The following is a 21,965-nucleotide window of genomic DNA, read 5'->3' as shown; positions in this document are numbered from 1 at the left end:
GTTGCTGTTGCTGTTGCTGTTGCTGTTGCTGTTGCTGTTGCTGTTGCTGTTGCTGTTGCTGTTGCTGTTGCTGTTGCTGTTGCTGTTGCTGTTGCTGTTTCAGTTTCTCCTCTACAACCGACAGGTTCTTTTTCGCAGCATCAAAGTCAGGTTTTTCTTTGATTAGCTGTTCGTAGAGTTTTTCTGCATCTTCCAATTGCCCGTTTTGGGCAAGTGCGTTCGCAAGGTTATAACGCCCATTCAAACTTGGGTTATTTGAGAATGCTTCAATTGCGCTTTCATAGTCGCCCGCTTGATAACTTGCCGCGCCTTTCCAATTTGGATCGGTAAAGGTACCTTGCGCTTTCTCAAACTCACCTTGCTGGTAGAGCTGCTCACCTTTCTGATTTTGGTTTAGGAAGGCATTAGCTTCTGCTTTCGGCGTCCAAGTCATTGGCAATACTGTTGCGATGAGTACCCAAATCATGCCGCGTCGAAAGAGCAGAGCGGCAGGAAAAAGCAACAAAGGTAGCAACCAGAAACCACCATTCAAGCGAGAATCGGTTTTGACATCGTTACTTTGTTTCGCACCTAGGCTGTGGCTAGCGTTGTTGGTAAAGGCTGCGATGTTCTCAACATCACGGTTATTGTGCTGAATTGGCACAAACAGTCCGCCGGTTTCCTTTGCTAGCTTTTGCAAGTTTTTTAGGTTTGTTTTGGCTACCACAGTATTACCTTGTCGGTTCTTCATTAATGAACCGTCAGGCAAGGCAATAGGCGCACCTGTTGCTGTGCCGATAGCGAGTACTGACACACGGATGTTTTTGCCGTTAAGCAATGCCAATGAGCGAGAAAGCTCGGTGTCATCTAAATCGTCCGCTAATAGAACGATATCACCTTGACTCACGCCTGCTTGAGTGAACTGGTTCACTGCTGTTTCAATTGCTGATGGTAAGTTAGAGCCTTGGTAGGGCATTAACTCTGGAGACAAGTTTTCGATAATGCCTGCAAGTGTGCTGGAGTCTGTCGTGAGTGGACTAAGTGTATAAGCGTCACCAGCGTAGGCGACCAAACCAGTGGAGCCTTCTTTCCATTTCGGCAGTAAATCCAGTGCTTTATAGCGTGTTTGTGACAGTCGATTTGGCTTCACGTCCGTTGCGTACATAGAGCGTGACATGTCCAGAACTAGCACTCGATTTTGGCTCAACTCAAAGCTTGGGCGAGTGTTGGTTTGCCAACTAGGACCTGCCAAGGCGATACATGCTACTGCCCAAGCCACTCCCCATACTGCAAAGTAATGTTTGGTTTTGACTGAATGACCAAGCATCTTTGCTAAATGAGGAGCAATTAATGATGACTTTTTCGTTCTGTACTGACTATTAAGGGCAAGCGCGACAGGAACGACGAGCAAGCCTAGCAACCAATATGGGTGTAAGAAAGTAAACTCAGCCATGTTTTCTCCTTACTACAAACAAGAACACGGAAAGTGCAAGTGCTGCGCCTAGTGGATAAGGGAACCATTCCGACTGAGGACGCCAGGTTTGGGTTTCACTAGAGACTGGTTCTAGTTGGTTAATGGTGTCGTAGATCTTTTCAAGTTCTTTAGCATCACGCGCTCGGAAGTACTGACCACCTGTCATTTCTGCGATCTTTGTAAGTGTCTGCTCATCAAGATCTGAAGCCGTATTTACTTTGCGCGTCATGAAGAAGTCTTTCACCATCATTTCGCCAGCACCTACGCCAACGGTGTAAATAGTGGCATTGTATTTTTTGGCAATCTTAGCCGCTTCGATAGGATCGAGAACTCCCGATGTGTTGCTCCCGTCACTAAGCAAGATCATGACACGTTGTGGCGCATCACTATCGACAAAGGTTTTTGTTCCTAGACCGATACCATCACCAATCGCGGTGCTATTGCCCACCAAACCAATTACGGTTTGGTTGATTTGTTGCATCACGGTTTTGCGATCTGCGGTCAAAGGCGTTTGCAGATAAGCGTGGTCACCGAATAAAACCACACCTAAACGATCACCTTGGCGCTTTGCTACGAAGTCGGATAAGACTTTTTTGACTGCGGTTAGGCGGTCGATGTATTCGCCATTGTAGTTCATGTCTTCTTTCTGCATTGAGCCAGATAAGTCGACCACTAACATCATATCGCGGTACTTGGGTTGGAAGTCGACCGGATCGCCATACCAAACGGGGCGAGCACAGGCGATGACCAATAGAGCCCATACTCCAACAGACAGGGCTTTTTGTACCAGTTGCTTTGGTTTACTGTTGTGCTGATTATCTGGCAAATACGCCAGTTTAATTTCAGCTTGCTGAGTCTCTTCAGGGAAGAACTTAAAAATTAGCCAAGGTAGGGGCAGTAATAGCAGTGCCCACCACCAGACAAACTCAATGTTCATCCACTGAGAAAGGCTCGAAACGAGAGTTGCCTCAGTCACGAGTTTTTGCCTTTTTCTTTGGTGGCAATGCGGTCGAAATCCAGAAAGTGCAATCATCAATCAAATCCTGATGTTGCTCTTGACCAGATTTTTGATACAGCGCCGCTTGCCACTGTTGTTGTTTGTCGACGAATCGAGTTTCTTTGGTGTAACTATCAAGAAACTCGTACCAAGCAGAGCCTGTTAATGGCGCGATGTCTTCACGAGGGAAGTAACTCAAAGCTGCTTGACGAAGAACCTCTAATGCAGAAGAAGGCGTATGTGGTGTTATTGGGTTGGTTAACAGTTTCAATGCGGTCTTCTTTGCAACAAGACGCTTTGAACGCCACCTTAAGTACAATGCGACAATTAAGATGGAAAGAATTACACCGCCCAAAACAGCCCACCATCCCCAAGCGAGTGGGAACCAATCAGGTGCATTAGGTAGGATCAAAGGTTCAAGGTTTAGGCTTTGGTTATTCGTTGTCATTATTACTACTGCTTGAATGATTTGTATGTTGTTGCTGTTATTAGCTTAATTGCTGAACCAGCGGTAACCCGCTCGATAGGCTATTAAACGGAATTGCCATGGAATGACATTGTTGTTTGATTGCTTGCTGATGTTTGACAAAGTGAGACTCTAATTCCTTACGTTGTCCCTTTGAGCCGAAGTTAAACCATTGACTACGGTGTCCATCAGACGCTTTTGCTTGTCCTCTAAAGTCAGTTTCGCCTCGCTCTAGAGGATCATAAAACTGCACTGCACGAACACTGTTGTGTTGTTTTAACCGACGTAGTTGAACCAACTCTTTCTCTTCAACTTGAGCAAAATCACTCAGCAGAATCAGTTCACTGCCTTTCGGAGTGAGGTTGTGCAGCGTTTCAATTGCACTCATGTATGGCAACGTGCGTGTGCTGGCAGCTTGTTGATTTGTAAGTAATTGATTGTGAGTATTCACTATCGCGTCAAGAATTCTCAGCCCTTGCTTTTGTAAAGAGGAAGGGCGGAACTCAATGCACTGGGAACCGTCATCAATCACCGCACCAATGCGGTCTTTCTTGGCTAATGTTAGCCAAATCAAGACGCTAGCGAAGTGCGCCAGTTGAACCGATTTCAACACGTATTGCGATCCGAAGTGCATACTAGGACTCAAGTCGATGTACAAAATCACCGCTTGTTCTTTGTCTTCAGCAAACAACTTGGTGTGCGCTTTTCCCGTTCGAGCAGTAACTCGCCAATCGATGCTGCGGATATCATCACCCGCTTGGTATTGGCGCACTTCCATAAAGTCCATACCACGACCTTTTTGACGGCTGGTATGATTACCGCTCATTTGTGACCAAATACTCTGGGCTGGTGGCAACCAACGAACCGATTGAGTGCGATATTGAAGCAGCTCTTCTAGGGTCAATGTCACCCCATTCGCATGAGGTGGCAATGTATATGATGCAGACATGTCACCTACCTACGTTATGCGCTACCTACAAGGCTAAGAAGTTTGTCGATAACCTGATTCGCTGTAATGCCTTCTGCTTGAGCGTGGTAGCTAAGTAGAAGACGGTGGCGTAGCACAGGGTAGGCCATGGCTTGAACATCTTCTGGTGAGACGAAGTCACGACCTGCTAGCCATGCATGAGCGCGAGCACAACGGTCAAGGGCGATTGTCGCGCGTGGGCTCACCCCCATAGACAACCATTTCGCTAATTCTGAGTCGTAGTCACTTGGCTGTCGAGTTGCCATAACAAGACGAACGATGTATTGCTCAATCGCATCTGCCATATGGATATTGAGTACTTCTTTACGCGCAGTGAAGATGTCTTCTTGACTTAAGCTTGGACGCTCAACCGTTGCTTCACCTTTTGCCTCCCCACGGTTGATGCGCAAGATCGCCAGTTCATGCTCTGCATCTGGGTAATCTACATCAAGGTGCAACAAGAAGCGGTCGAGCTGCGCTTCTGGAAGTGGGTAAGTACCTTCTTGTTCAATCGGGTTTTGTGTCGCCATCACCAAAAATAGCTCTGGTAGGGCATAGGTGTTTCTTCCCGCTGTCACTTGCTTCTCAGCCATTGCTTCAAGCATCGCAGCTTGCACTTTAGCCGGCGCACGGTTGATCTCATCGGCAAGGATCAATGAGTTGAAAATTGGACCAGACTGGAAGGTAAACTCGCCTGTTTCTGGACGGAAGATATCGGTGCCCGTCAAGTCTGCTGGCAGTAAGTCAGGTGTGAACTGAATTCGGTGGAAATCACCTTCTACACAATCCGACAGAGACTTAACCGCACGAGTCTTAGCCAATCCTGGAGGACCTTCAACCAAGATGTGCCCATCGGCAAGTAGAGCAATAAGAAGCTGTTTAACGAGATCATGCTGACCAATGATCTGAGACTCTAAGTAGCTTTGAAGAGTTTCGAAGTTTGTTTTGTGCATTTTTTGGACTCTCTGGGTATCCATATGATTCTTGTTTTGAGTATTGGTCACTTTCTCAAGGGGAAAAGTTCCAGTACGTCCGCGTAATTTATCTTTTCAATATTGGGGCGAGTAAAGTGATTGCAAGCCATTGAAAAGCGTGAATTACCTTACTCGACAGTCTGTTACATCACATTTGCATAATTTTGTGAGAATTTTCTCTAGTTTTGTAGGGGGAGGTCGATATAGATTTCATGCCGTGCATACCAAGCTTATATGCACCTAGTTTTACTCTGTTCAGAATGCAGATAATAAGTGATTCTTTTAAAGGTCCAGATATGTTGAAACTTAATTCCCTGAGTATCAAACAGAAGGTTGTCATCGGTATTACTTTTGCCGTTCTTGCTTCTACAATTATTGTCGGTGTGATGGCTCAGCGCCATGCACGTGAGGTGCTAAGTCACCGCTTAATCGACATTGAGCTGCCTGCTATGTTGCAGCAAATTAATACTGAAATTGACCGCGAAGTTGTACAGATGCAACAAGCGGCAAAACAACTTGCTACTAATGAATTTGTCGTTGAAGCCCTATCAACGACAGACCGTAACCCATCAGTAGAAGCACAACTTGTTCAACAGCTTAACAATGTTAAATCCCAATATCAGTTGAACGACGCTTCCGTTGCGAACCGACAAACGGCTTACTACTGGAACCAAAATGGTTTCCTGCGTCAACTTAACCACTCACAAGACGCATGGTTCTTTGGGTTTACTTCTTCTGGTCAAGATAAGTCAGTTAGCGTATTCCAAGAAGCGAATGGCGACGTGAAAATGTTTGCCAACTACCAAGACGTAAACGGTATTTCGATGTCTGGTCTGTCTAAGTCGATGGATGACATGGTATCGCTACTTAATGGATTTAAGATTGAGAAAACGGGTTATGTGTTCCTAACAAATAGTAAAGGTGACATCCAAATCCATCGCCAACAAGGTAAGAACAAAACATCTATTAATCAATTGTTCGGTGGCGCAGCATCTCAATTGCTAAATAAAGGTCACTTTAATCTAGTTACGACTGAGTTCGAAGGGCAAGACATGTTTGTGTCGAGCCTATACGTGCCGTCAATGGACTGGTTTGTTGTTGGTGTGGTTCCTGTGAATGAAGTGTTTGCTGATCTAGATGCAACCGCAGAGAAAATGTTGTTCACAACAGCAATCGTGGCGCTGATCTTCATTGCGATGGGTGTTCTACTTGCAAACAGCATTACTAACCCAATTCGTCAAATCGCTGACCGCTTCACTGACCTCGGTGAAGGTGAGGGTGATCTTGCTCAGCGTATTGAAATCAAAGGTAACGACGAAATCGCTCAGCTATCAAAAGGCTTTAACGGCTTTATTGAGAAGATCCACGCTACCATGAAAGAAGTATCGCTAACCAGTGGTGCGCTAAGCCAAGCAGCAGACAGTGTTTCAAGTAAGGCAACATCTACGCACGATAATAGCCAAGAGCAACGCGACCAAACTATTCAGGTAGTAACAGCGATCAACCAAATGGGTGCGACGATCAGTGAGATCGCATCTAATGCGGCAACAGCGGCAGATACGGCAAACCAAGCGTCTGATAACACCCAAACAGGCCGTCAAGTCGTAACGCAAGCAAAAGAAGTGATCAGTCGCCTTGCTGGTGATGTGGAAACCACAAGCATGGTGGTCACTCAACTTGCGACAACGACCAAAGACATTGGCTCAATTTTGGATGTGATTCGTGATATCTCTGAGCAAACCAACTTACTTGCGCTTAACGCTGCGATCGAAGCTGCGCGTGCGGGTGAGCAAGGTCGAGGCTTTGCTGTGGTAGCGGATGAAGTGCGTAATCTTGCGTCACGTACTGCTGATTCTACTGAAGAGATCCAGAAGATGATTAACCAACTTCAAAGTGATGCTCAAGATGCTGTGACAGCAATGGAAGCGGGTAAAGCGGTAACGTTTGAAGGTGTGGCATCAACAGATGAAGCCGTGGATGTTCTGATGAATATCTCTGAGCGTATCGCCGATATTTCAGATCGAAATACGCAAGTCGCGACAGCAACAGAAGAGCAATCAACCGTTGTACATACCATCAACCAGAACATTGAAGAAATTAACGCTATCAATGAAATGACCACTGCGACGGCAGAAGAGTTGGCTGGCGCAAGTCGAGATCTACAAGAACTGTCATCTCGCTTGGATAAGATGGTTGGTAGCTTCAAGCTCTAGAGTTGGATAGAATAGACCTAGTTTACAAGTTTAACGACTCGATATTTAGGTAAGTACTATGAATGATTTCGAAAAAGAACTAGAACTGATCTCACAAGAAGCCGGTGACGAGCCTGAAGTGAAGCTACCATCTCTTGAAGAACAACAAGAAATCGTAGCGGAACTGAAGAAGCTAGAAGCTGAAGGAAAGCTGACACCAGAGGTTCTTGAGCAATACTTTGGTAAGTTCAATCAGAAAAATTCAGTGCCAGTTCACTAATAAAGAGGGAGTTTTATACTCCCTTTTTTAATACCCGCCATTTAACTCACCCTATTAATCTATTTATTAATCAACAGATTAATCCTTGTTACTACTTTTTTTCATACTTGACAATACTCCCGCTGTACCTAAATCTATTGCTTATTTCAATCAAAATGATTAAGGACTGCAAACGAGATGGAGCACAAAGATATAAGGAACGTAATTTTAATTACTGAGGATAGCTTGCAGTCTTCATTGTTGAGAGATGTTCTTGAAACCAAACTCGGTATTAATGTCTTTCTGATAGCCCCTGAAAAGCTCACCAAGCACACAATTCCATTGGAAGCAGTCTCCGCTATATTACTCGATTATAGTGTTATGACTGATGAAGTCTTCTCTCGTTACATGGAGTTTAAAAAAGCAGAGCTAAAAGATGCCATTGAAGTTCTGTTAAATTGTGACAAATCGATTTCAACGGAAGAGCTATTTGTATGGCAGACACTCGCGGGTATCTTCTACACATCGGACGATATCAGCACATTACAGGCTGGAATTGGCAAAGTATTACAGGGTGACATGTGGTTTAGCCGTAAGTTTTCTCAGCAATACATCACCCATCTGCGCAGACATAGCAGACCAGTTAATAAGAGCGTGTCCGCAATTTTGACCAAAAGAGAGCAACAAATCATCACCTTCCTTTCTATGGGGGCTTCGAATCAACAGATCGCAGAGCAACTATTTGTGAGCGAAAATACTGTTAAGACTCACCTCCACAATATTTTCAAGAAGATTGATGTAAAAAACAGAGTGCAAGCATTAATTTGGGCTAAAGAAAACATTTCAGGTTTATCGATTGCCGTATAAAACTTATAGGGATTCCCCTTTCTAGCCTTAGTTTGCGAGTCAGATCTTATATAGATATTTGATATGTAAAAAGTGTTTCTTTTATGAGAAACACTTTTTTTGTTTATGATTTTAACGAAATTGCAATTCAAAAAAGTAGGAAATAAACATACTCTAGCGACTAGCACTTAGATATGAGACCAAGTGCTGATTAATAATTATTAAATTTAGAATGAAACGTTAGTGAAAGTATGAGAAACATTATGGAAAACAATAAGGATAAGCCTGAAATCCTAATGATCACTCAGCAAAGTTTACAGAGTGAAAACTTCAAGGAGATGCTTTCTAAGAATACCGAAACCAAGATTACGATTATTGATAGCAAGAATCCTAGTTACCACGAACTTATTCCAGAGAAGTATTTTCTACTTGTTGACTTTTCTATAGATACTCCTTCTGAAACTTTAGATTATTTAAAAAATAATGAAAAAGTACTAGGAACAATAATGCTTAACCTTGGGCATGAGCTTCAAATAGAAGAGTTGGCTGCGTGGCCTTTCGTGAAAGGGATTTTTGGTCCCAATGATTCTATGAACAAGTTATGTCAGGGCTTAGAGGCAATTATAAAAGGCGAAAACTGGTTATCACGTCGACTGTTAGAACAGTTACTTACTTATTACAAAGATAAGGAAGTGAATCGAATTATTGAGCCAGCTATAGAAGTGGAGTTAACCCGACGAGAAATACAAGTGCTACAGATTTTGAAAGAAGGTGGCTCAAATATGGAAATTGCCGATTCTTTATTTATCAGTGAACATACAATTAAATCTCATCTTTATAACATTTTTAGAAAAATTGAAGTAAAGAATCGAACCCAAGCAACAAGTTGGGCAAAAAGAAATCTTTAGTACTACTAGTAACTCTTTGTATTGGATAAAGAATATTGAAGAAAGTATGAGTTAATATTTTTTTGATAATTGAGTCAGCTTTAAATCTCATCCCATATTCAAACTCGCTCCTTTGAGGTTATTTATTAGACTTTTTATGTCTGAAATTGAGTCGTAGTCCAGACGTGAAAAGGTCTATTCAAAAATAAAGCCAAGAGGGAACAATAATGAGTATAAATCATACGCACAACGGTGATTCAGGTGACAACCATAAAACTGACTTTGATGGCGGCAACGACATCTTTGTTGGATTTGGTGGCAATGACTCCTTTGTTGCGGGCGGCGGCAATGACTACGTCGTAGGTGGCGCGGGAGACGATCGTCTTATTGGCGGTGCCGGAGATGATATTTTGAAGGCTGGTGAAGGCAATGATTACTTGGGCGGAGGTACAGGTAATGACAAATTGCTAGGGCTATTAGGTGACAACAAGCTTAACGGTGGTGTCGGTGACGATACGCTTCTATCTGGTTCAGGTGACAATGTACTGATCGGTGGTACTGGCGCAGATAAGTTTATCTTCACAGATAAGTTTGGTGGTCATGGTGAGGCGAAGGTCGTTGATTTCACTATTGGTGAAGATTCACTTCATATCGTCAGTGATTCAGTAACATCATATGAAGACCTGACGTTTACTTACGATGCGAACGGCAGCGCAGTGTTCACGGACGGTGCAGACTTAACTGTGAAACTAATTGGCGTCACGCAAGAAGATATCGAGTCATACGGAAGCGACTTATTCATTATCTAAGTCATTCTATTGGGCGCTAGATTACTAGCGCCCACGTATCAACATATGTGGATGTAATCGTGCAAAATACGGTTTTCAAAGAAGTTAAACAGAAACTGTGCACGCTCACAGGTTTGCTGATTGGCTTTAGTTTATTTATAAATTTATTAGTACTTTCAATCCCTTTGTACATGTTGCAGGTGTACAATCGTGTAATCTCTTCCTATTCCATTGATACGCTTTTCTTATTAACGGTTATCGTACTTGCAGCGCTACTAACCATGTCGTTTATCGATATTGCTCGCGCTCAAATGAGTAAATCCTTCGGTTATTGGATAGATTCAAAACTGTCGGTATTTATGCTTAAACGCAGTATTCAATACCAAGCCCACACGGGTAAAAGCTACACCTCTCAAGTGCTGAGAGACATTCAAAACATCAAAAGCTTTTTAAGTAGCCAAGCGCCATACCCTTTACTTGATGCTCCTTGGACCCCCGTTTTCATTTTATTCGTTTATCTGCTGCACCCTATGTTGGGTCACATAGCCCTAGGTGGCTCTATTGTGCTGTTTAGTTTGGGGTTAATTAATGAGCTTGTGACACGCAAAACCTTACAAGAGAGTGAAGTTCGTTCGATTTCCCATATCAATCAAGCAGAAGTCGCGACTCAAAACTCAAACTCAATCATTGCGATGGGCATGATGAATGCCTTTTTAGAGCGTTGGTATTCTAGAGTGAATGAATCCAACCAGTTGGAGCAGCGTGTGGCGGGTAAATCGATCTACCTTGCTAATTTCTCCAAGTTTGTTCGAGGCTCATTACAAATTTGTTTGTTAGGTGGCGGCGCATGGTTGGTAATCCAGCATGAGATCACTGCAGGCGCGATGATTGCGAGCTCAATTTTAATGAGTCGAGCATTATCACCGATGGAGCAAGCGATCGGCACTTGGCGCAGTGCAATGTCGGCAAAAAACGCTTACAGCCGTCTGTTCGAAATAGACAAGATTGTCAAACACGATGAGTCTGATATGCCTTTGCCTCGACCTAAGGGGCACTTCGAATTGACAGGTTTAGCCTATCGCCATCCTGGTGCAACGGAGCCAGTTTTGTCTGCCATTACGCTGTCTATCCCTCCCGGTGTGTCTGTTGGCGTAATTGGTCCTTCAGGCACTGGTAAATCGACCTTTGCTAGATTGCTCCTTGGTAATATCAAGCCTCTTGCGGGCAAAGTGACGTTAGATGGCATGGAAGTCTCTACATGGGCTTCTGAAGATCGGGGAGCACATTTCGGTTACTTAGCACAAGAAGTGGAATTGTTTCCTGGGACTATTCGGGAAAATATTGCGCGTTTCAAAGACGAAGACCCCGCTAAAGTGATTCAAGCCGCTCAGCTAGCTGGTTGTCATGAGCTCATACTAAAGAAAAACAAAGGCTATGATTTCATGGTCGGTGAAAACGGACGAGGTTTATCGGGTGGAGAACGCCAACGAATTGCTTTAGCCAGAGCCGTTTATGGTGACCCTTCGGTCGTTGTATTTGATGAAGCAAACGCAAACTTAGACGGAGAGGGGGAAGCGGCGTACCAACGCTTGATTGCTCACCTTAAATCCCAAGGTTCTACCGTGATTGTGATTGCCCATAACCCAAGCACGTTAAGGCAAATGGACCGATTGCTCTACTTGGCTGAGGGGCGCGTGAAGCTGTATGGAGCGAGAGATGAAGTTCTTAAGCGTTTAATGGGTGAAGAGAGAACAGATATACCGAGGGTGCGAAATGAGCAATCAACTGCCAACCGTTAACGAATTAGCTGCTGAAAAGGTGGTGCGCTTTATGCCATCTTCGGAGCTTCGTTTAAAAGGTCCCATTTTGCTTGGCGTACTTACACTATCGCTATTTTTAGGTGGGCTTGGTTATTGGGCGGCGACGTCTAAGCTTGAGAGTGCAGCTATTGCTTATGGTGATCTTTCTGTATTGAGCAAACGACAAGAGATCCAACATCTAGAGGGGGGCATTATTGATAAGCTCTACGTTCAAGAAGGCGACTTGGTTGAAAAAGGGCAATTACTTATTCAGCTCTCGCAGCGTCAAGCTAACGCTAAGCTGGACTCTGTTGGCGGTCAGTACATCCACACTATCGCAAAAGAAAATCGTCTCAATGCAGAGTTGGATGAGCTTCCAGAGATTGTTTGGTCGCAAGATCTAACAATGTTCGTGAACAGTGAGATTGTTGCCGAAGCAAAGTCTGTTCAAAACAAGATTTTTGAGGCAAGAAAACGCTTTTTTAACAGCAAGTTAAACATCATTGCGCAGAGTGTTTCCGGTGCGAGTTTGGAATTGGATAACCTTAAGGAAACCAAAGTAATTGAGAGGGAGCGCCTCAAATTTATCGAAGAGGAAATTGCGAGCAATCAAGCTTTGGTACAGAAAGGGTTTTCAGGTAAGTCAGCTTTATTACAGCTAAAGCGCCTTGCTGCAGAAGTACGAAGCACCTTAAGTCAGCTTGATCGCCAGTCTCTCACCGTCAGCAAGCGTTTGGATGAGAACCAAGCTAAAGTTGAAGAGCTAAAACTTGAACGGCTCAATGAAATCGTAGAAGAGTTGCGTAACACTAAGAAAGAGATCGTTTCAATTCGTGAGGAGTACCGTTCGGCGAAAGACGTCGTTGCGCGTACTGCCATTATTGCGCCAATCTCTGGCAGAGTGGTCAATATGCAAGTATTTACCGAGCAAGGTGTTATAGGCTCTGGTGAAACCTTATTGGAATTGGTTCCTCAAGACGATAAGTTGTTGGTGGAAGCTCGAGTAAGCCCTCAAGATATTGATTTGATCAGTCCAGGGCAACATGCTCAAGTGCGTTTAACGGCTTTAAATGCAAGAACACTTGCACCACTAGATGGCACAGTATTAACTGTCTCTGCTGATAAATTATCTGAGCAGAATCAAGATGACTTTTATCTCGCTCGTATTGCGCTGTCTCAAGACGATGTTGCGAAGCATAGGCTGACATCTGGTATGAATGCAGAAGTGTTGATTCTGTCTGAACCGAGAACACCCCTAAGTTATTTGGTTAAACCATTAACGGAGAGTATGAATCGCGCATTCCGAGAAGACTGATGGATAGCTTCTGTTTGAAATCTCATCACAGTGTTTACACAAATAAATAATCCACTACGCCAGTCACATTTTGCGACGTTGTGATGTGCTTTGATGCGCTTTTATTTAGGTGAGATGAACGATGAGAACAGAAAAAGAAAAAATGCTGGCAGGCGAGCCATACGATGCTTGGGACCAAGAGCTCTACCAAGCGCGAATTGAATGTCGAAAAGTTCTGCAAAAGATTAACAACAGCATTCCTGATACGGATGAATGGCGAAGTGCGATTGATGAGTTGATCCCTGATTCTGAAGGGGCGTACCTTGAACCGCCATTTCGGTGCGACTACGGCTCAAACATTAAAGTGGGTAAAAACTTCTATGCCAACTTCAATTGCGTGGTGTTAGATGTCGCGGAAGTCCACATTGGGGACAATGTTTTGTTTGCTCCTAACGTGCAAATTTACACTGCGGGTCACCCTCTCGATGTCAGAGGACGCGTGGAAGAAGGCGTTGAATTTGGCACGCCAATTACGATTGGTGACAATGTATGGCTGGGGGGCGGTGTGATTGTTTGCCCTGGTGTCACTATCGGTGAGAATTCTGTTATTGGGGCGGGTAGTGTCGTGACGAAGGATGTCCCAGCGAATGTTGTAGCCGCTGGTAACCCATGCAAAGTAATTCGTTCTATTGAGCAGTAAAGGCGAAGTAAATAAACTAAAAAGCGCAAATAGACAAAAAGTACAAATAAACAAAAAGCCGACTCAGAGTCGGCTTTTTTGGGGTTCTCATTCTGTGTTCAAATAGACAATCGAGGTCTAAAGCATACTGGAATGTACTTGTTGACCTTGTTCGGTCAGTGAATAAATACGACCGTCTTCCTTGATCACCAAACCACTATTGACCAACTGTTTTAAGTGGAAATTAAACTTGGTGTGATCCTCAATACCCACCACTCGACATAGATCCATAAACTTCATTTTACGATGGATTTTAAGTTGCTTGATTACCGAGCGGCGAATTGGGTTGGATAACGCACTAAAGATTTGGTCATGCTTTCTTTCATCAAGAGGGGATTTTGGTGAGCGTTCAGCATGGACGCGCTTTAAGGTGACCGATAGTGCAGCGAGGTTAAAAGGCTTAGTGAGAAACTCATCTGCCCCTTTTTTCATAGCGTCGACAGCAACGTCAACAGTAGCAAATGCCGTTGTGATGATAATACCAATGTTGGGATGTTGACGTCTTAAAGTGGAGAGAGCTTCAATACCTGTCATCCCAGTCATCACCACGTCGAATAGCGCTAAGTCAAAATGTTGCTCGCTAGCAATATCTAACGCATCCTCTGCATTATCACATGCGATGACTTCAAACGATTCCAAGGTTAATGCCTCAACGAGGACCTCTCTCAATTCTACATCGTCTTCTGCAAGTAAGAGTTTTAATGTCATTCAATGTTCCTTGGTAAGCGGATTTCAACTGTTAAGCCTGTTACCTGATCACTCTTCTTCGAGTTCCTCAAGTTTAGCTCGCCACCGTGTTGTAAGATAATTTGATTACTGATAGCCAGTCCCATTCCCGTACCTTCTCCCCGAGGTTTTGTGGTGTAGAACGGCGTCTTTGCTTTGGCGATTTTGTCTTGTGGCATCCCTGTTCCCCAATCCGAAATTGAGAGTGTTGCTACGAGTTTGTCTTGATAAGTTTCGATATAAATCTGTTTATGTTCTTGGCTTGCATCGATAGCGTTGCCGATGAGGTTTGTTACCACTTCTTCTAACTGGCCCGCATCGCCTCGCACACTCAATTTATCGTCTAGTGATGTACTGACAATAAAGCCTTCTAGGCGGTATTGATTGAGAGACAAAGCATGTTCCACAACCTCTTTGAGCGAAACCACCTCACGTCGTATTGGCTTATGGTGAGCGTAGTTAAGTACTTCGTGGCTGATCTCTGCGGCGCGCTCAAGACCCTGCCGAATTCGAGCCAGTTGTCGATGAGTTGCTTCGTTATCCGGCAGCTGCTTTTCCAATAAATCGCAGCTCATGGTTGCGCTGGAGAGTGGTGTTTTAATCTCATGTGCAACCGCTGAGGTCAGTTCACCAAGTTCTTTTAATTTAGCGTCTTGTTGAGAGAGTTGGATATGACTTTCAAGCTGCTTGTTCTTTTCATCGTCAAATACTCTGAGGGCAATCCAAAGAGTGCACAAGATAGAGAGCGCACACACCATTCTAACGATCAGCACCCAAAGTCCTAAATCGACCGTCAGCGCGCCTGCGGCAATGCCATAAGCAACGAGAGAAAGCCCCGTCAGCTTAAAAGGCAGTGAAGCGCCATGACCTTCTTTTTCAAGAATATTGGCGTAGCTCATCATGGCTAGACCAGAGATGACTCCAGAGCCTAAACCAAAAATCCAGCGTACTTGGTTAGCGGTGTTATGGACATAAATGGCGTATTCTTTGTTGCCGAAGCGGTAAACCAAGCTAACGATAAATAGAGTCAGAACCGCAATCGCGGCGTATTTGATGTACTTGACCTTCTTCCAACTGGTCAGATCTAGCATCTTCCAAGCGAAAGCCCCGAGAGCAATGAATGAGAACAAGAGCTTAAATACTTTGAAAGTCTCTATGCCTTTAGTCAGGGTAAATTCGTGTTCATACATCACCAAGTAAAGTTCGGACCATTCATGGAAGCCGTGGATGAAACCAAATAAAGCCAGAATGGGCAGAGCAGAAGCAATAGCAATGCGACTTTTGCGTAGATCTCGAAACAGAATCGCAAAAAAGATGGCGAAGAAAGCTAAGCCATAGAAGAGGTAAATTTTGAAGATGAGTAACATATCCATCATTTGAGTCTAAAGGACTCCTTACCCTTCATCAATATTTAAAATTTGCAATCTTATTATTTTGCATTGCATACATATTTCCTTAGAAACGTCCCTATCTATATAGATTTCATATGATGTTTGTGAATTTTTATTATCATAAATTATTTGCGGGAGATAATTGTTATTCACACTGAGCTGTTTAACTTATTTCTTTAATAAAACTGTCATATTAAATTTTTAATCTCAACGCGTCGATTGATTAGTACCGATTGACTGTTTATTTATTTCAATACCTAGTTTTACTTGAACACTAAAACTAACAGGGCTAATTAAACATTGGTTTTTAATTAGCCCAAATTTCTCACTAAATTATATCGGAGATATATTGTGAAATTTATGAAATCAGCTCTAGTGTCTTCAGTTCTGGTTGCAGCATCATTTGGCGTTGCTGCTAAAACAACGATCAACGGCGCTGGTGCGACATTCCCTCATCCAATTTATGCGAAATGGGCTGAGCAATACCAGAAGGAAACGGGTGTTCAGATTAACTACCAAGCTATTGGTTCTGGTGGTGGTATTCGCCAGATTACAGCAAACACAGTGGACTTTGGTGCGACTGACGCGCCACTGACTATCGAGGAGCTGAACAAAGAGGGCATGATTCAGTTTCCAATGGTGATGGGGGCAATTGTTCCTGTGGTGAACATTCCTGGTATTGATGCTGGAGAGGTGAAACTAACAGGTAAAGTTCTCGCAGATATTTTCCTTGGTAACATCAAAAACTGGAATGATCCTGCGATTGTCGCACTCAATAAAGATGTCGACCTACCTAATCAACCTATCTATGTTGTCCACCGTTCAGATGGTTCTGGCACCACCTACAATTTTACGGACTACCTCGACCGTGTAAGCCCCGAATGGCATAAGTCTATTGGTGTTGGCAAAGACATTACATGGCCGAAAAAAGCAACAACCATTGGCGGGAACGGCAATGCCGGTGTAGCAAACTTTGTTAACCGTACCCGAGGAGCCATTGGGTATGTAGAGTATGCGTTTGCTAAGCAAAATGATCTCGCCTATACACAAATGCAATCTAAAGATGGCAAGTTTCTAAACCCAGGCATGGACACTTTCCAATCTGCAGCTGCCAATGCTGATTGGGATAATGCTCCGGGTTACCACTTATTGTTAAACGACCAACCGGGTGCAAACTCATGGCCAATGACAGCAGCGACGTTTATTCTTATGCATAAAGAGCAGGCGGATGCGAACAAAGCGAAAGAAATCGTGAAATTCTTTGAATGGAGCTATAAACAAGGTCAACTTGCAGAAGAGTTGGATTACATCCCAATGCCAAATAAAGTCGTTAACATGGTTAATGAGACTTGGAAAGAGGGTTTGAAATCTAACGGTCACACGATTATTCAATAATTAATCAAGTAGCCTGATAAGTAATATATTTATCAGGCTACTATATAAAATATTATGACTACTTTAGCTATTAAAAGTAAAGTGAACGGCGATTCGGTTTTTAATAAGCTGAGTTTTGCTAGTGCTTTATTAATTTTTGTAACTTTAATTGGTATTTTATTATCTCTTATTGAAGGTGGTTGGCCAGCCTTTAAGGAATTTGGTCCAGGCTTCATTTTTAGAGATATTTGGGATCCCATTAACGGTCAATTTGGCGCTGCCTCAGCAATTTATGGCACGCTGGTTACTTCTTTCATCGCTATTGTTATTGCTGCACCGATTGCGTTAGGTACGGCTGTATTCCTTGCTGAGTTAGCTCCTAAATGGTTGAGTCAACCAGTAAGTAAAGCCATTGAACTGCTTGCTGCTGTACCAAGTATCATCTACGGCATGTGGGGACTGTTTGTCTTCGTTCCTTGGTTTTCTGAAGGTTTCCAAATGTGGGCCGGTGTGCATTTGGTCGATATCCCTTTGGTAGGTGGTTGGTTTAATGGTCCGCCGATTGGGATAGGCTTATTGGCGGCGGGGATCATCTTGTCATTTATGATTCTGCCTATCATGACTTCTTTAACGCGTGACGCATTGAAATCCATTCCGGATGTCCTCCGTGAAGCAGCATATGGAACGGGAGCGACACCATTTGAAGTCATCACCAAGGTGCTTATCCCTAAAGTTAAGAATGCAACAGTGAGTGCTGGCATTTTAGGTCTCGGTCGCGCTCTCGGTGAAACCATGGCTGTCGCCTTTGTTATTGGTGGTGCGAGCCGTATTGAATTTTCATTCTTTATGCCAGCAAGCTCCATTTCTTCGACGATTGCTCAGCAATTTAACGAGGCAACAGATCCAATCCATATCGCATCGTTAATTGGTCTGGGAGTGGTGTTGTTTCTTATCACTTTCTTTGTGATGGGTTTTGCTCGTCGTTTGTTAAGGAAGTCATCATGAATAGCAGAAAATTAAAGAACTTTAGCTTTCTAACATTTTGCACTTTGTCGGCAGCGTTCGGTGTCTTCGTTCTCGCGAGCATCTTATACACCTTGATTGGTGAAGGAATAAAGGGCTTGAGCTTCGCTATCTTCACCGAGTTAACGCCTGGTCCGGGCAGTGAAGGTGGCTTAAAAAATGCCATTGTGGGGAGCTTAATGCTGACTGGCTTGGGCATTCTGATTGCTGCACCGATTGGGGTTCTTGCGGGCACGTGGTTGGCAGAAGCTGATAAAGAAAACACAGTGGCCGAATCGCTGCGCTTTCTTAACGGTATGTTAATGAGTGCTCCCTCTATCTTGGTCGGGTTGTTTGTCTACGCCATGATTGTGGTACCGACAGGCGGTTATTCTGGATGGGCAGGTGCCATCGCATTAGCCGTTCTCGCACTACCAGTGATCGTTGCTTCAACGGAAGAGATGCTACGTTTGGTCCCGCCAACGTTGAAAGAAGCGGGAAGCGGTGTAGGGGCGCCTAAATGGCGAGTGATCACCCAACTTAGTTACCGCGCCGCAGCTCCGGGGATTATCACTGCCATTCTTTTATCCATCGCTCGTATTTCTGGGGAGACGGCACCGCTTTTGTTTACTGCGTTAAACAGTAGCTTTATGACGACCGACATGAGCAAACCGATGGCAAACTTACCAGTGACGATATACCAATTTGCTATGAGCCCTTACAGCTCATGGCAAGAGCTGGCATGGGCTGGCGCATTGATTATCACGAGTTTTATTTTGATTGTTAACGTACTGGCGACGTCGTTGCCGCAATTATTAAAAGCGAGAAGAGCATGAACACGGCAACATTAAATCCAGTCAGAGCAAGCATGAATGAATCCACTATGAATACTTTGGTACACAGTGTTAGCGCCAACGATGTCTCAGCAAGTTTGACTCATCGTATGGACATTCAAAACTTAAATTTTTACTACAACAAAGGCTCTGATGCAGCGTTGAAATCCGTATCAATGCCAATCTATAAAAACCGAGTGACGGCACTGATTGGTCCATCGGGCTGCGGTAAGTCTACACTGCTTCGTACGTTAAATCGTATATATGACTTGTATGGGCATCAGTACGCTGAAGGCGAAATCTTACTTGATGGTGAGAGCATCTTTAGCAATACGGACGTCAATGAACTGCGTTCCAAAGTGGGCATGGTTTTCCAAAAACCAACGCCATTTCCCATGTCGATATACGAAAACATGGCATTTGGATTGAAGATACAAGGTGCATTTAGCAAAGCCGAAGTTAGAGAGCGTGTCGAGTCTGCACTAAAGCGTGCGCACTTGTGGGAAGAGGTGAAAGATAAGCTAGATGCAGATGCGAATGGTTTATCAGGTGGTCAGCAGCAGCGCTTATGTATTGCTCGAACGATTGCGCTAGAGCCAGAGGTTATTTTAATGGATGAGCCGACTTCCGCGCTGGATCCTATTGCCACCGCCGCCATTGAAACTCTGATAACAGAGCTGCGTGAGAAGTACACCATCGTTATCGTAACGCACAACATGCAGCAAGCAATGCGCATCTCCGATTACACGGGTTTTATGTATCTAGGAAAGCTCGAAGAATTTGGTAAGACTGAAAACATTTTCCATCACCCAGACAACGACCGTACTAAACGTTATATCTCAGGGGACTTTGGATAACGAATAACAACAATAGCGCTGATTAGTCAGCTCGTTTTAGGCACGGTTTCGCGAGGATCGTGCCTATTTTTTTATGCCCTGACACTCTAGAATTAAGGTCATCTCAAACAATGTCATCTCAAACAATTAAGAACGCAGTATGTACAAAAACAAAGTGGTGGTTATTACAGGCGGCAGCCAAGGTATTGGTAAGTATCTCGCGCAGGCTTATTTAGACCAACAAGCGAAGGTCATTGTGTTTGATATTGCCGTAAACCAAAATCCGAGCGTCGAGTTTTATCACGTCGATCTAGGGCAGCCTACGCAGATTGAGCTCGCTTTTGATGAGATCCAACGTGCACACGGTAAGGTTGATATTCTGATCAACAACGGTGCAATCGCTAACTTTAACAAACCAGTTGAACAACTGACTTTTGAAGAATTCTCTCGAGTCATTGATGTCAATCTCAAAGGGGCGTTTGCGTGTTCACGTCGATTTATTGCATTAAACCGTGCTCAATCTTTTGGAAGAATTGTCAACATTGCCTCGACACGTTGGAATCAAAATGAAGCTGGTTGGGATGCATATGGTGCATCTAAAGGAGGCTTAGTTTCGATGACTCAATCCATGGCGATTTCTCTGTCTGATACTCCCATTACCGTTAATGCTGTAAGCCCTGGTTGGATACAAGTTGAAGGGTATGAAGATTTAGATAGCTTTGACCATCAGCAGCATCCATCGGGTCGAGTAGGTAAGGCAAAAGATATTGTAAATGCGTGTTTGTTCTTAACTCATCCAGAGAATGACTTTATTAATGGACACAACTTGGTTGTCGATGGTGGAATGAGCAAGAAAATGATCTATCAAGACAGTTTGATTGATTAAGCTTACTTTCTTGGGTACAGAAGTGCTCTTCAGTAGAGTACTTCTTATTATTTTATCGGTAGTCGTTTACTTTCCTCTTTATTCTCCTCCCTGTTTTTTGGGTACATTCATTTTCACCGTTTGAAATAGGCATTTAAAAAACTCTTTGCGCAAAAGATGCCGAATGATAATTCCTCTGCTTCGATACACTCTAAAACCAGTGGCGACGATATCTATTTTTCATGCTTCGGGTTAGGACTCATATATTAAAAAACAGTGACATACTTTTTAAAAAGGCGATGGGTTGGGGAAATTATCACCGAAATTGTGATATTGCCCTTAAAACTATATAGGAAATTTCTGAGTTTGTAGTAATGCTCTGTTTTAAATGGATTTATGAACTAACTTTGATATTGACGTCTTGTTAGTTAAAGCTAGGTATAACGATGAAATGGATTTTATTGCTTGTGAGCCACATCTTGTTTGCTGTGGCGGGTTTTGCTGCGGGTATTTATGCACTGCCTATTCTTATCCAACCTGATTCACCAGATGTTTCGGTTGTGTCTAACTCTTCGGAAGGTGTTCTCTACCGTGGCATGTTCGAGCGAAATCGAACAGATAGTGACTTTCTTCATTGGGGAGAAGGGGATCTATGGGTCACTGAAGATACGATTGCTTTTCAAGGAGAATTGGCTCCCGGACCGGATTATAAGCTGTATCTCTCACCAACGTTTGTTGAAACCGAGGCGGATTTTAATCGCTTGAAGTCACAAATGGTGAAGGTGGGAGAGGTGAAAACATTTGACCGTTTTATGGTCACTCTTCCTCAAGATCTGCCCTTAGATAACTACACGTCAGTCATTGTTTGGTGTGAAACCTTTGGTGAATTTATTACGTCTGCACAGCTCAAATCTGTCGCAAAAATGAATCAGAGCTAATACCCAAACAATTTTAACTCATGTCGAATAATAACTGACAGAAACGTGACAAAAGGAGCGTTTCTGTCGCCAGTATCTCGACGCCTGTATTTTGACGGGGCGCTGTCCTGTCATAAATCAATAAATGATTAATATTTTGTATGAGTCGGAAAAGTATTGTGCCAGTGATTCAACGTTATCTCGCTTTATTCTTTTTGATGTTTTTAGTTTCCGCCAAAGCGATGGCCGCGGGGGAAATTGAAATATCGTTTAGTCCCACATCAGGAACTGCTTATGAAAATGGGGAAGTAATCAGTTATTCCATTGATGTGAAAAATACAACAGCGAATACTATTAGTA

Annotated in this window: 21 protein-coding genes; 14 read left to right on the top strand and 7 right to left on the bottom strand. The window is 43.6% G+C overall.

All coding sequences use genetic code 11. From position 1 onward, the window contains the following. The 5 genes from MHO32_RS19550 to MHO32_RS19530 all read right to left on the bottom strand — a co-directional run. Nucleotides 1–1,432: vWA domain-containing protein (locus MHO32_RS19550; protein ID WP_239213530.1), on the bottom strand; the 1,432-nt coding region annotated here is incomplete at its 3' end. After that, the gene (locus tag MHO32_RS19545) at nt 1,425–2,429 is read right to left on the bottom strand and encodes a vWA domain-containing protein (RefSeq protein ID WP_017818514.1); all 1,005 of its coding nucleotides are present in this window, start codon (nt 2,427–2,429) and stop codon (nt 1,425–1,427) included. The genes MHO32_RS19545 and MHO32_RS19550, both read right to left, overlap by 8 nt. Further along, complete coding sequence (locus tag MHO32_RS19540; RefSeq protein ID WP_005452844.1) at nt 2,422–2,898, bottom strand: DUF4381 domain-containing protein; 477 nt, start codon at nt 2,896–2,898, stop codon at nt 2,422–2,424. Before MHO32_RS19540 ends, MHO32_RS19545 begins: the two co-directional genes overlap by 8 nt. Before the next feature lie 40 nt (nt 2,899–2,938). Continuing rightward, complete coding sequence (locus tag MHO32_RS19535; protein ID WP_005452842.1) at nt 2,939–3,865, bottom strand: DUF58 domain-containing protein; 927 nt, start codon at nt 3,863–3,865, stop codon at nt 2,939–2,941. Between the two features lie 14 nt (nt 3,866–3,879). Next, nucleotides 3,880–4,836 (bottom strand): AAA family ATPase, encoded by a 957-nt coding sequence (locus MHO32_RS19530; protein ID WP_005452840.1) that lies wholly within the window; start codon nt 4,834–4,836, stop codon nt 3,880–3,882. Between the two features lie 317 nt (nt 4,837–5,153). On the opposite strand from MHO32_RS19530, the gene MHO32_RS19525 reads away from it, so the two are divergent. The 8 genes from MHO32_RS19525 (at nt 5,154) to MHO32_RS19490 (ending at nt 13,622) form a co-directional block, all read left to right on the top strand. Further along, nucleotides 5,154–7,070: a methyl-accepting chemotaxis protein gene (locus MHO32_RS19525; protein ID WP_050907169.1), complete on the top strand. Its 1,917-nt coding sequence runs from the start codon at nt 5,154–5,156 to the stop codon at nt 7,068–7,070. A gap of 58 nt (nt 7,071–7,128) precedes the next feature. Beyond that, the gene (locus MHO32_RS19520) at nt 7,129–7,329 is read left to right on the top strand and encodes a hypothetical protein (RefSeq protein ID WP_005452830.1); all 201 of its coding nucleotides are present in this window, start codon (nt 7,129–7,131) and stop codon (nt 7,327–7,329) included. Between the two features lie 177 nt (nt 7,330–7,506). After that, nucleotides 7,507–8,175, top strand: coding sequence for a LuxR C-terminal-related transcriptional regulator (locus MHO32_RS19515; protein WP_005452827.1), 669 nt, complete (start codon nt 7,507–7,509; stop codon nt 8,173–8,175). 230 nt (nt 8,176–8,405) lie between these two features. After that, nucleotides 8,406–9,062, top strand: a complete 657-nt coding sequence (locus MHO32_RS19510; RefSeq protein ID WP_239213528.1) for a LuxR C-terminal-related transcriptional regulator — start codon at nt 8,406–8,408, stop codon at nt 9,060–9,062. Nucleotides 9,063–9,268: 206 nt separating this feature from the next. After that, entirely contained in the window at nt 9,269–9,850 is a 582-nt protein-coding gene (locus MHO32_RS19505) for a calcium-binding protein (protein ID WP_005452823.1), read from the top strand. A 59-nt stretch (nt 9,851–9,909) separates the two neighbouring features. Beyond that, entirely contained in the window at nt 9,910–11,628 is a 1,719-nt protein-coding gene (locus tag MHO32_RS19500; protein WP_005452821.1) for a type I secretion system permease/ATPase, read from the top strand. Beyond that, on the top strand, nt 11,603–12,943 hold the full coding sequence (locus MHO32_RS19495) for an HlyD family type I secretion periplasmic adaptor subunit (protein WP_050939397.1): 1,341 nt from the start codon (nt 11,603–11,605) through the stop codon (nt 12,941–12,943). Before MHO32_RS19500 ends, MHO32_RS19495 begins: the two co-directional genes overlap by 26 nt. 121 nt (nt 12,944–13,064) lie before the next feature. Then, nucleotides 13,065–13,622, top strand: coding sequence for a sugar O-acetyltransferase (locus tag MHO32_RS19490; protein WP_009697016.1), 558 nt, complete (start codon nt 13,065–13,067; stop codon nt 13,620–13,622). A 117-nt stretch (nt 13,623–13,739) separates the two neighbouring features. Here MHO32_RS19490 and MHO32_RS19485 read toward each other — a convergent pair whose 3' ends face one another. After that, the gene (locus tag MHO32_RS19485) at nt 13,740–14,369 is read right to left on the bottom strand and encodes a response regulator (protein WP_005452815.1); all 630 of its coding nucleotides are present in this window, start codon (nt 14,367–14,369) and stop codon (nt 13,740–13,742) included. Then, nucleotides 14,366–15,760, bottom strand: a complete 1,395-nt coding sequence (locus tag MHO32_RS19480; protein ID WP_009697017.1) for a sensor histidine kinase — start codon at nt 15,758–15,760, stop codon at nt 14,366–14,368. Before MHO32_RS19480 ends, MHO32_RS19485 begins: the two co-directional genes overlap by 4 nt. A 378-nt stretch (nt 15,761–16,138) precedes the next feature. Between MHO32_RS19480 and pstS the strand changes: the two genes are divergently transcribed. From pstS to MHO32_RS19450, 6 genes are all read left to right on the top strand, one after another. Further along, nucleotides 16,139–17,173 (top strand): phosphate ABC transporter substrate-binding protein PstS, encoded by a 1,035-nt coding sequence (pstS, locus tag MHO32_RS19475; RefSeq protein WP_029788215.1) that lies wholly within the window; start codon nt 16,139–16,141, stop codon nt 17,171–17,173. Nucleotides 17,174–17,227: 54 nt separating this feature from the next. After that, on the top strand, nt 17,228–18,157 hold the full coding sequence (pstC, locus tag MHO32_RS19470) for a phosphate ABC transporter permease subunit PstC (RefSeq protein ID WP_009697019.1): 930 nt from the start codon (nt 17,228–17,230) through the stop codon (nt 18,155–18,157). Next, nucleotides 18,154–18,990 (top strand): phosphate ABC transporter permease PstA, encoded by an 837-nt coding sequence (gene pstA, locus MHO32_RS19465; RefSeq protein WP_005452801.1) that lies wholly within the window; start codon nt 18,154–18,156, stop codon nt 18,988–18,990. The genes pstC and pstA overlap by 4 nt, the downstream gene beginning before the upstream one ends. Next, nucleotides 18,987–19,844, top strand: coding sequence for a phosphate ABC transporter ATP-binding protein PstB (gene pstB / locus MHO32_RS19460; RefSeq protein ID WP_026000267.1), 858 nt, complete (start codon nt 18,987–18,989; stop codon nt 19,842–19,844). The genes pstA and pstB overlap by 4 nt, the downstream gene beginning before the upstream one ends. A 139-nt stretch (nt 19,845–19,983) precedes the next feature. Then, nucleotides 19,984–20,709: an SDR family NAD(P)-dependent oxidoreductase gene (locus MHO32_RS19455; protein WP_017189572.1), complete on the top strand. Its 726-nt coding sequence runs from the start codon at nt 19,984–19,986 to the stop codon at nt 20,707–20,709. 425 nt (nt 20,710–21,134) lie between these two features. Continuing rightward, nucleotides 21,135–21,626, top strand: a complete 492-nt coding sequence (locus MHO32_RS19450) for a DM13 domain-containing protein (protein WP_005452792.1) — start codon at nt 21,135–21,137, stop codon at nt 21,624–21,626. The last annotated feature ends 339 nt before the right edge of the window (nt 21,627–21,965 follow it).

The sequence above is a fragment of the Vibrio sp. MMH1-50 genome (assembly GCF_022347645.1).
Lineage (GTDB): Bacteria > Pseudomonadota > Gammaproteobacteria > Enterobacterales > Vibrionaceae > Vibrio > Vibrio harveyi.
Note: the sequence above shows the minus strand (reverse complement) of the source record. Positions and strands in the feature narration are given on the sequence as shown.

What these genes read in the sequence shown, in the direction of transcription:
- MHO32_RS19540 (WP_005452844.1), bottom strand. Translation starts at nt 2,898, where the DNA reads ATGACAACGAATAACCAAAGCCTAAACCTTGAACCTTTGATCCTACCT.
- MHO32_RS19535 (WP_005452842.1), bottom strand. Translation starts at nt 3,865, where the DNA reads ATGTCTGCATCATATACATTGCCACCTCATGCGAATGGGGTGACATTG.
- MHO32_RS19530 (WP_005452840.1), bottom strand. Translation starts at nt 4,836, where the DNA reads ATGCACAAAACAAACTTCGAAACTCTTCAAAGCTACTTAGAGTCTCAG.
- MHO32_RS19525 (WP_050907169.1), top strand. Translation starts at nt 5,154, where the DNA reads ATGTTGAAACTTAATTCCCTGAGTATCAAACAGAAGGTTGTCATCGGT.
- MHO32_RS19520 (WP_005452830.1), top strand. Translation starts at nt 7,129, where the DNA reads ATGAATGATTTCGAAAAAGAACTAGAACTGATCTCACAAGAAGCCGGT.
- MHO32_RS19515 (WP_005452827.1), top strand. Translation starts at nt 7,507, where the DNA reads ATGGAGCACAAAGATATAAGGAACGTAATTTTAATTACTGAGGATAGC.
- MHO32_RS19510 (WP_239213528.1), top strand. Translation starts at nt 8,406, where the DNA reads ATGAGAAACATTATGGAAAACAATAAGGATAAGCCTGAAATCCTAATG.
- MHO32_RS19505 (WP_005452823.1), top strand. Translation starts at nt 9,269, where the DNA reads ATGAGTATAAATCATACGCACAACGGTGATTCAGGTGACAACCATAAA.
- MHO32_RS19495 (WP_050939397.1), top strand. Translation starts at nt 11,603, where the DNA reads ATGAGCAATCAACTGCCAACCGTTAACGAATTAGCTGCTGAAAAGGTG.
- MHO32_RS19490 (WP_009697016.1), top strand. Translation starts at nt 13,065, where the DNA reads ATGAGAACAGAAAAAGAAAAAATGCTGGCAGGCGAGCCATACGATGCT.
- MHO32_RS19485 (WP_005452815.1), bottom strand. Translation starts at nt 14,369, where the DNA reads ATGACATTAAAACTCTTACTTGCAGAAGACGATGTAGAATTGAGAGAG.
- MHO32_RS19480 (WP_009697017.1), bottom strand. Translation starts at nt 15,760, where the DNA reads ATGGATATGTTACTCATCTTCAAAATTTACCTCTTCTATGGCTTAGCT.
- pstS (WP_029788215.1), top strand. Translation starts at nt 16,139, where the DNA reads ATGAAATCAGCTCTAGTGTCTTCAGTTCTGGTTGCAGCATCATTTGGC.
- pstC (WP_009697019.1), top strand. Translation starts at nt 17,228, where the DNA reads ATGACTACTTTAGCTATTAAAAGTAAAGTGAACGGCGATTCGGTTTTT.
- pstA (WP_005452801.1), top strand. Translation starts at nt 18,154, where the DNA reads ATGAATAGCAGAAAATTAAAGAACTTTAGCTTTCTAACATTTTGCACT.
- pstB (WP_026000267.1), top strand. Translation starts at nt 18,987, where the DNA reads ATGAACACGGCAACATTAAATCCAGTCAGAGCAAGCATGAATGAATCC.
- MHO32_RS19455 (WP_017189572.1), top strand. Translation starts at nt 19,984, where the DNA reads ATGTACAAAAACAAAGTGGTGGTTATTACAGGCGGCAGCCAAGGTATT.
- MHO32_RS19450 (WP_005452792.1), top strand. Translation starts at nt 21,135, where the DNA reads ATGAAATGGATTTTATTGCTTGTGAGCCACATCTTGTTTGCTGTGGCG.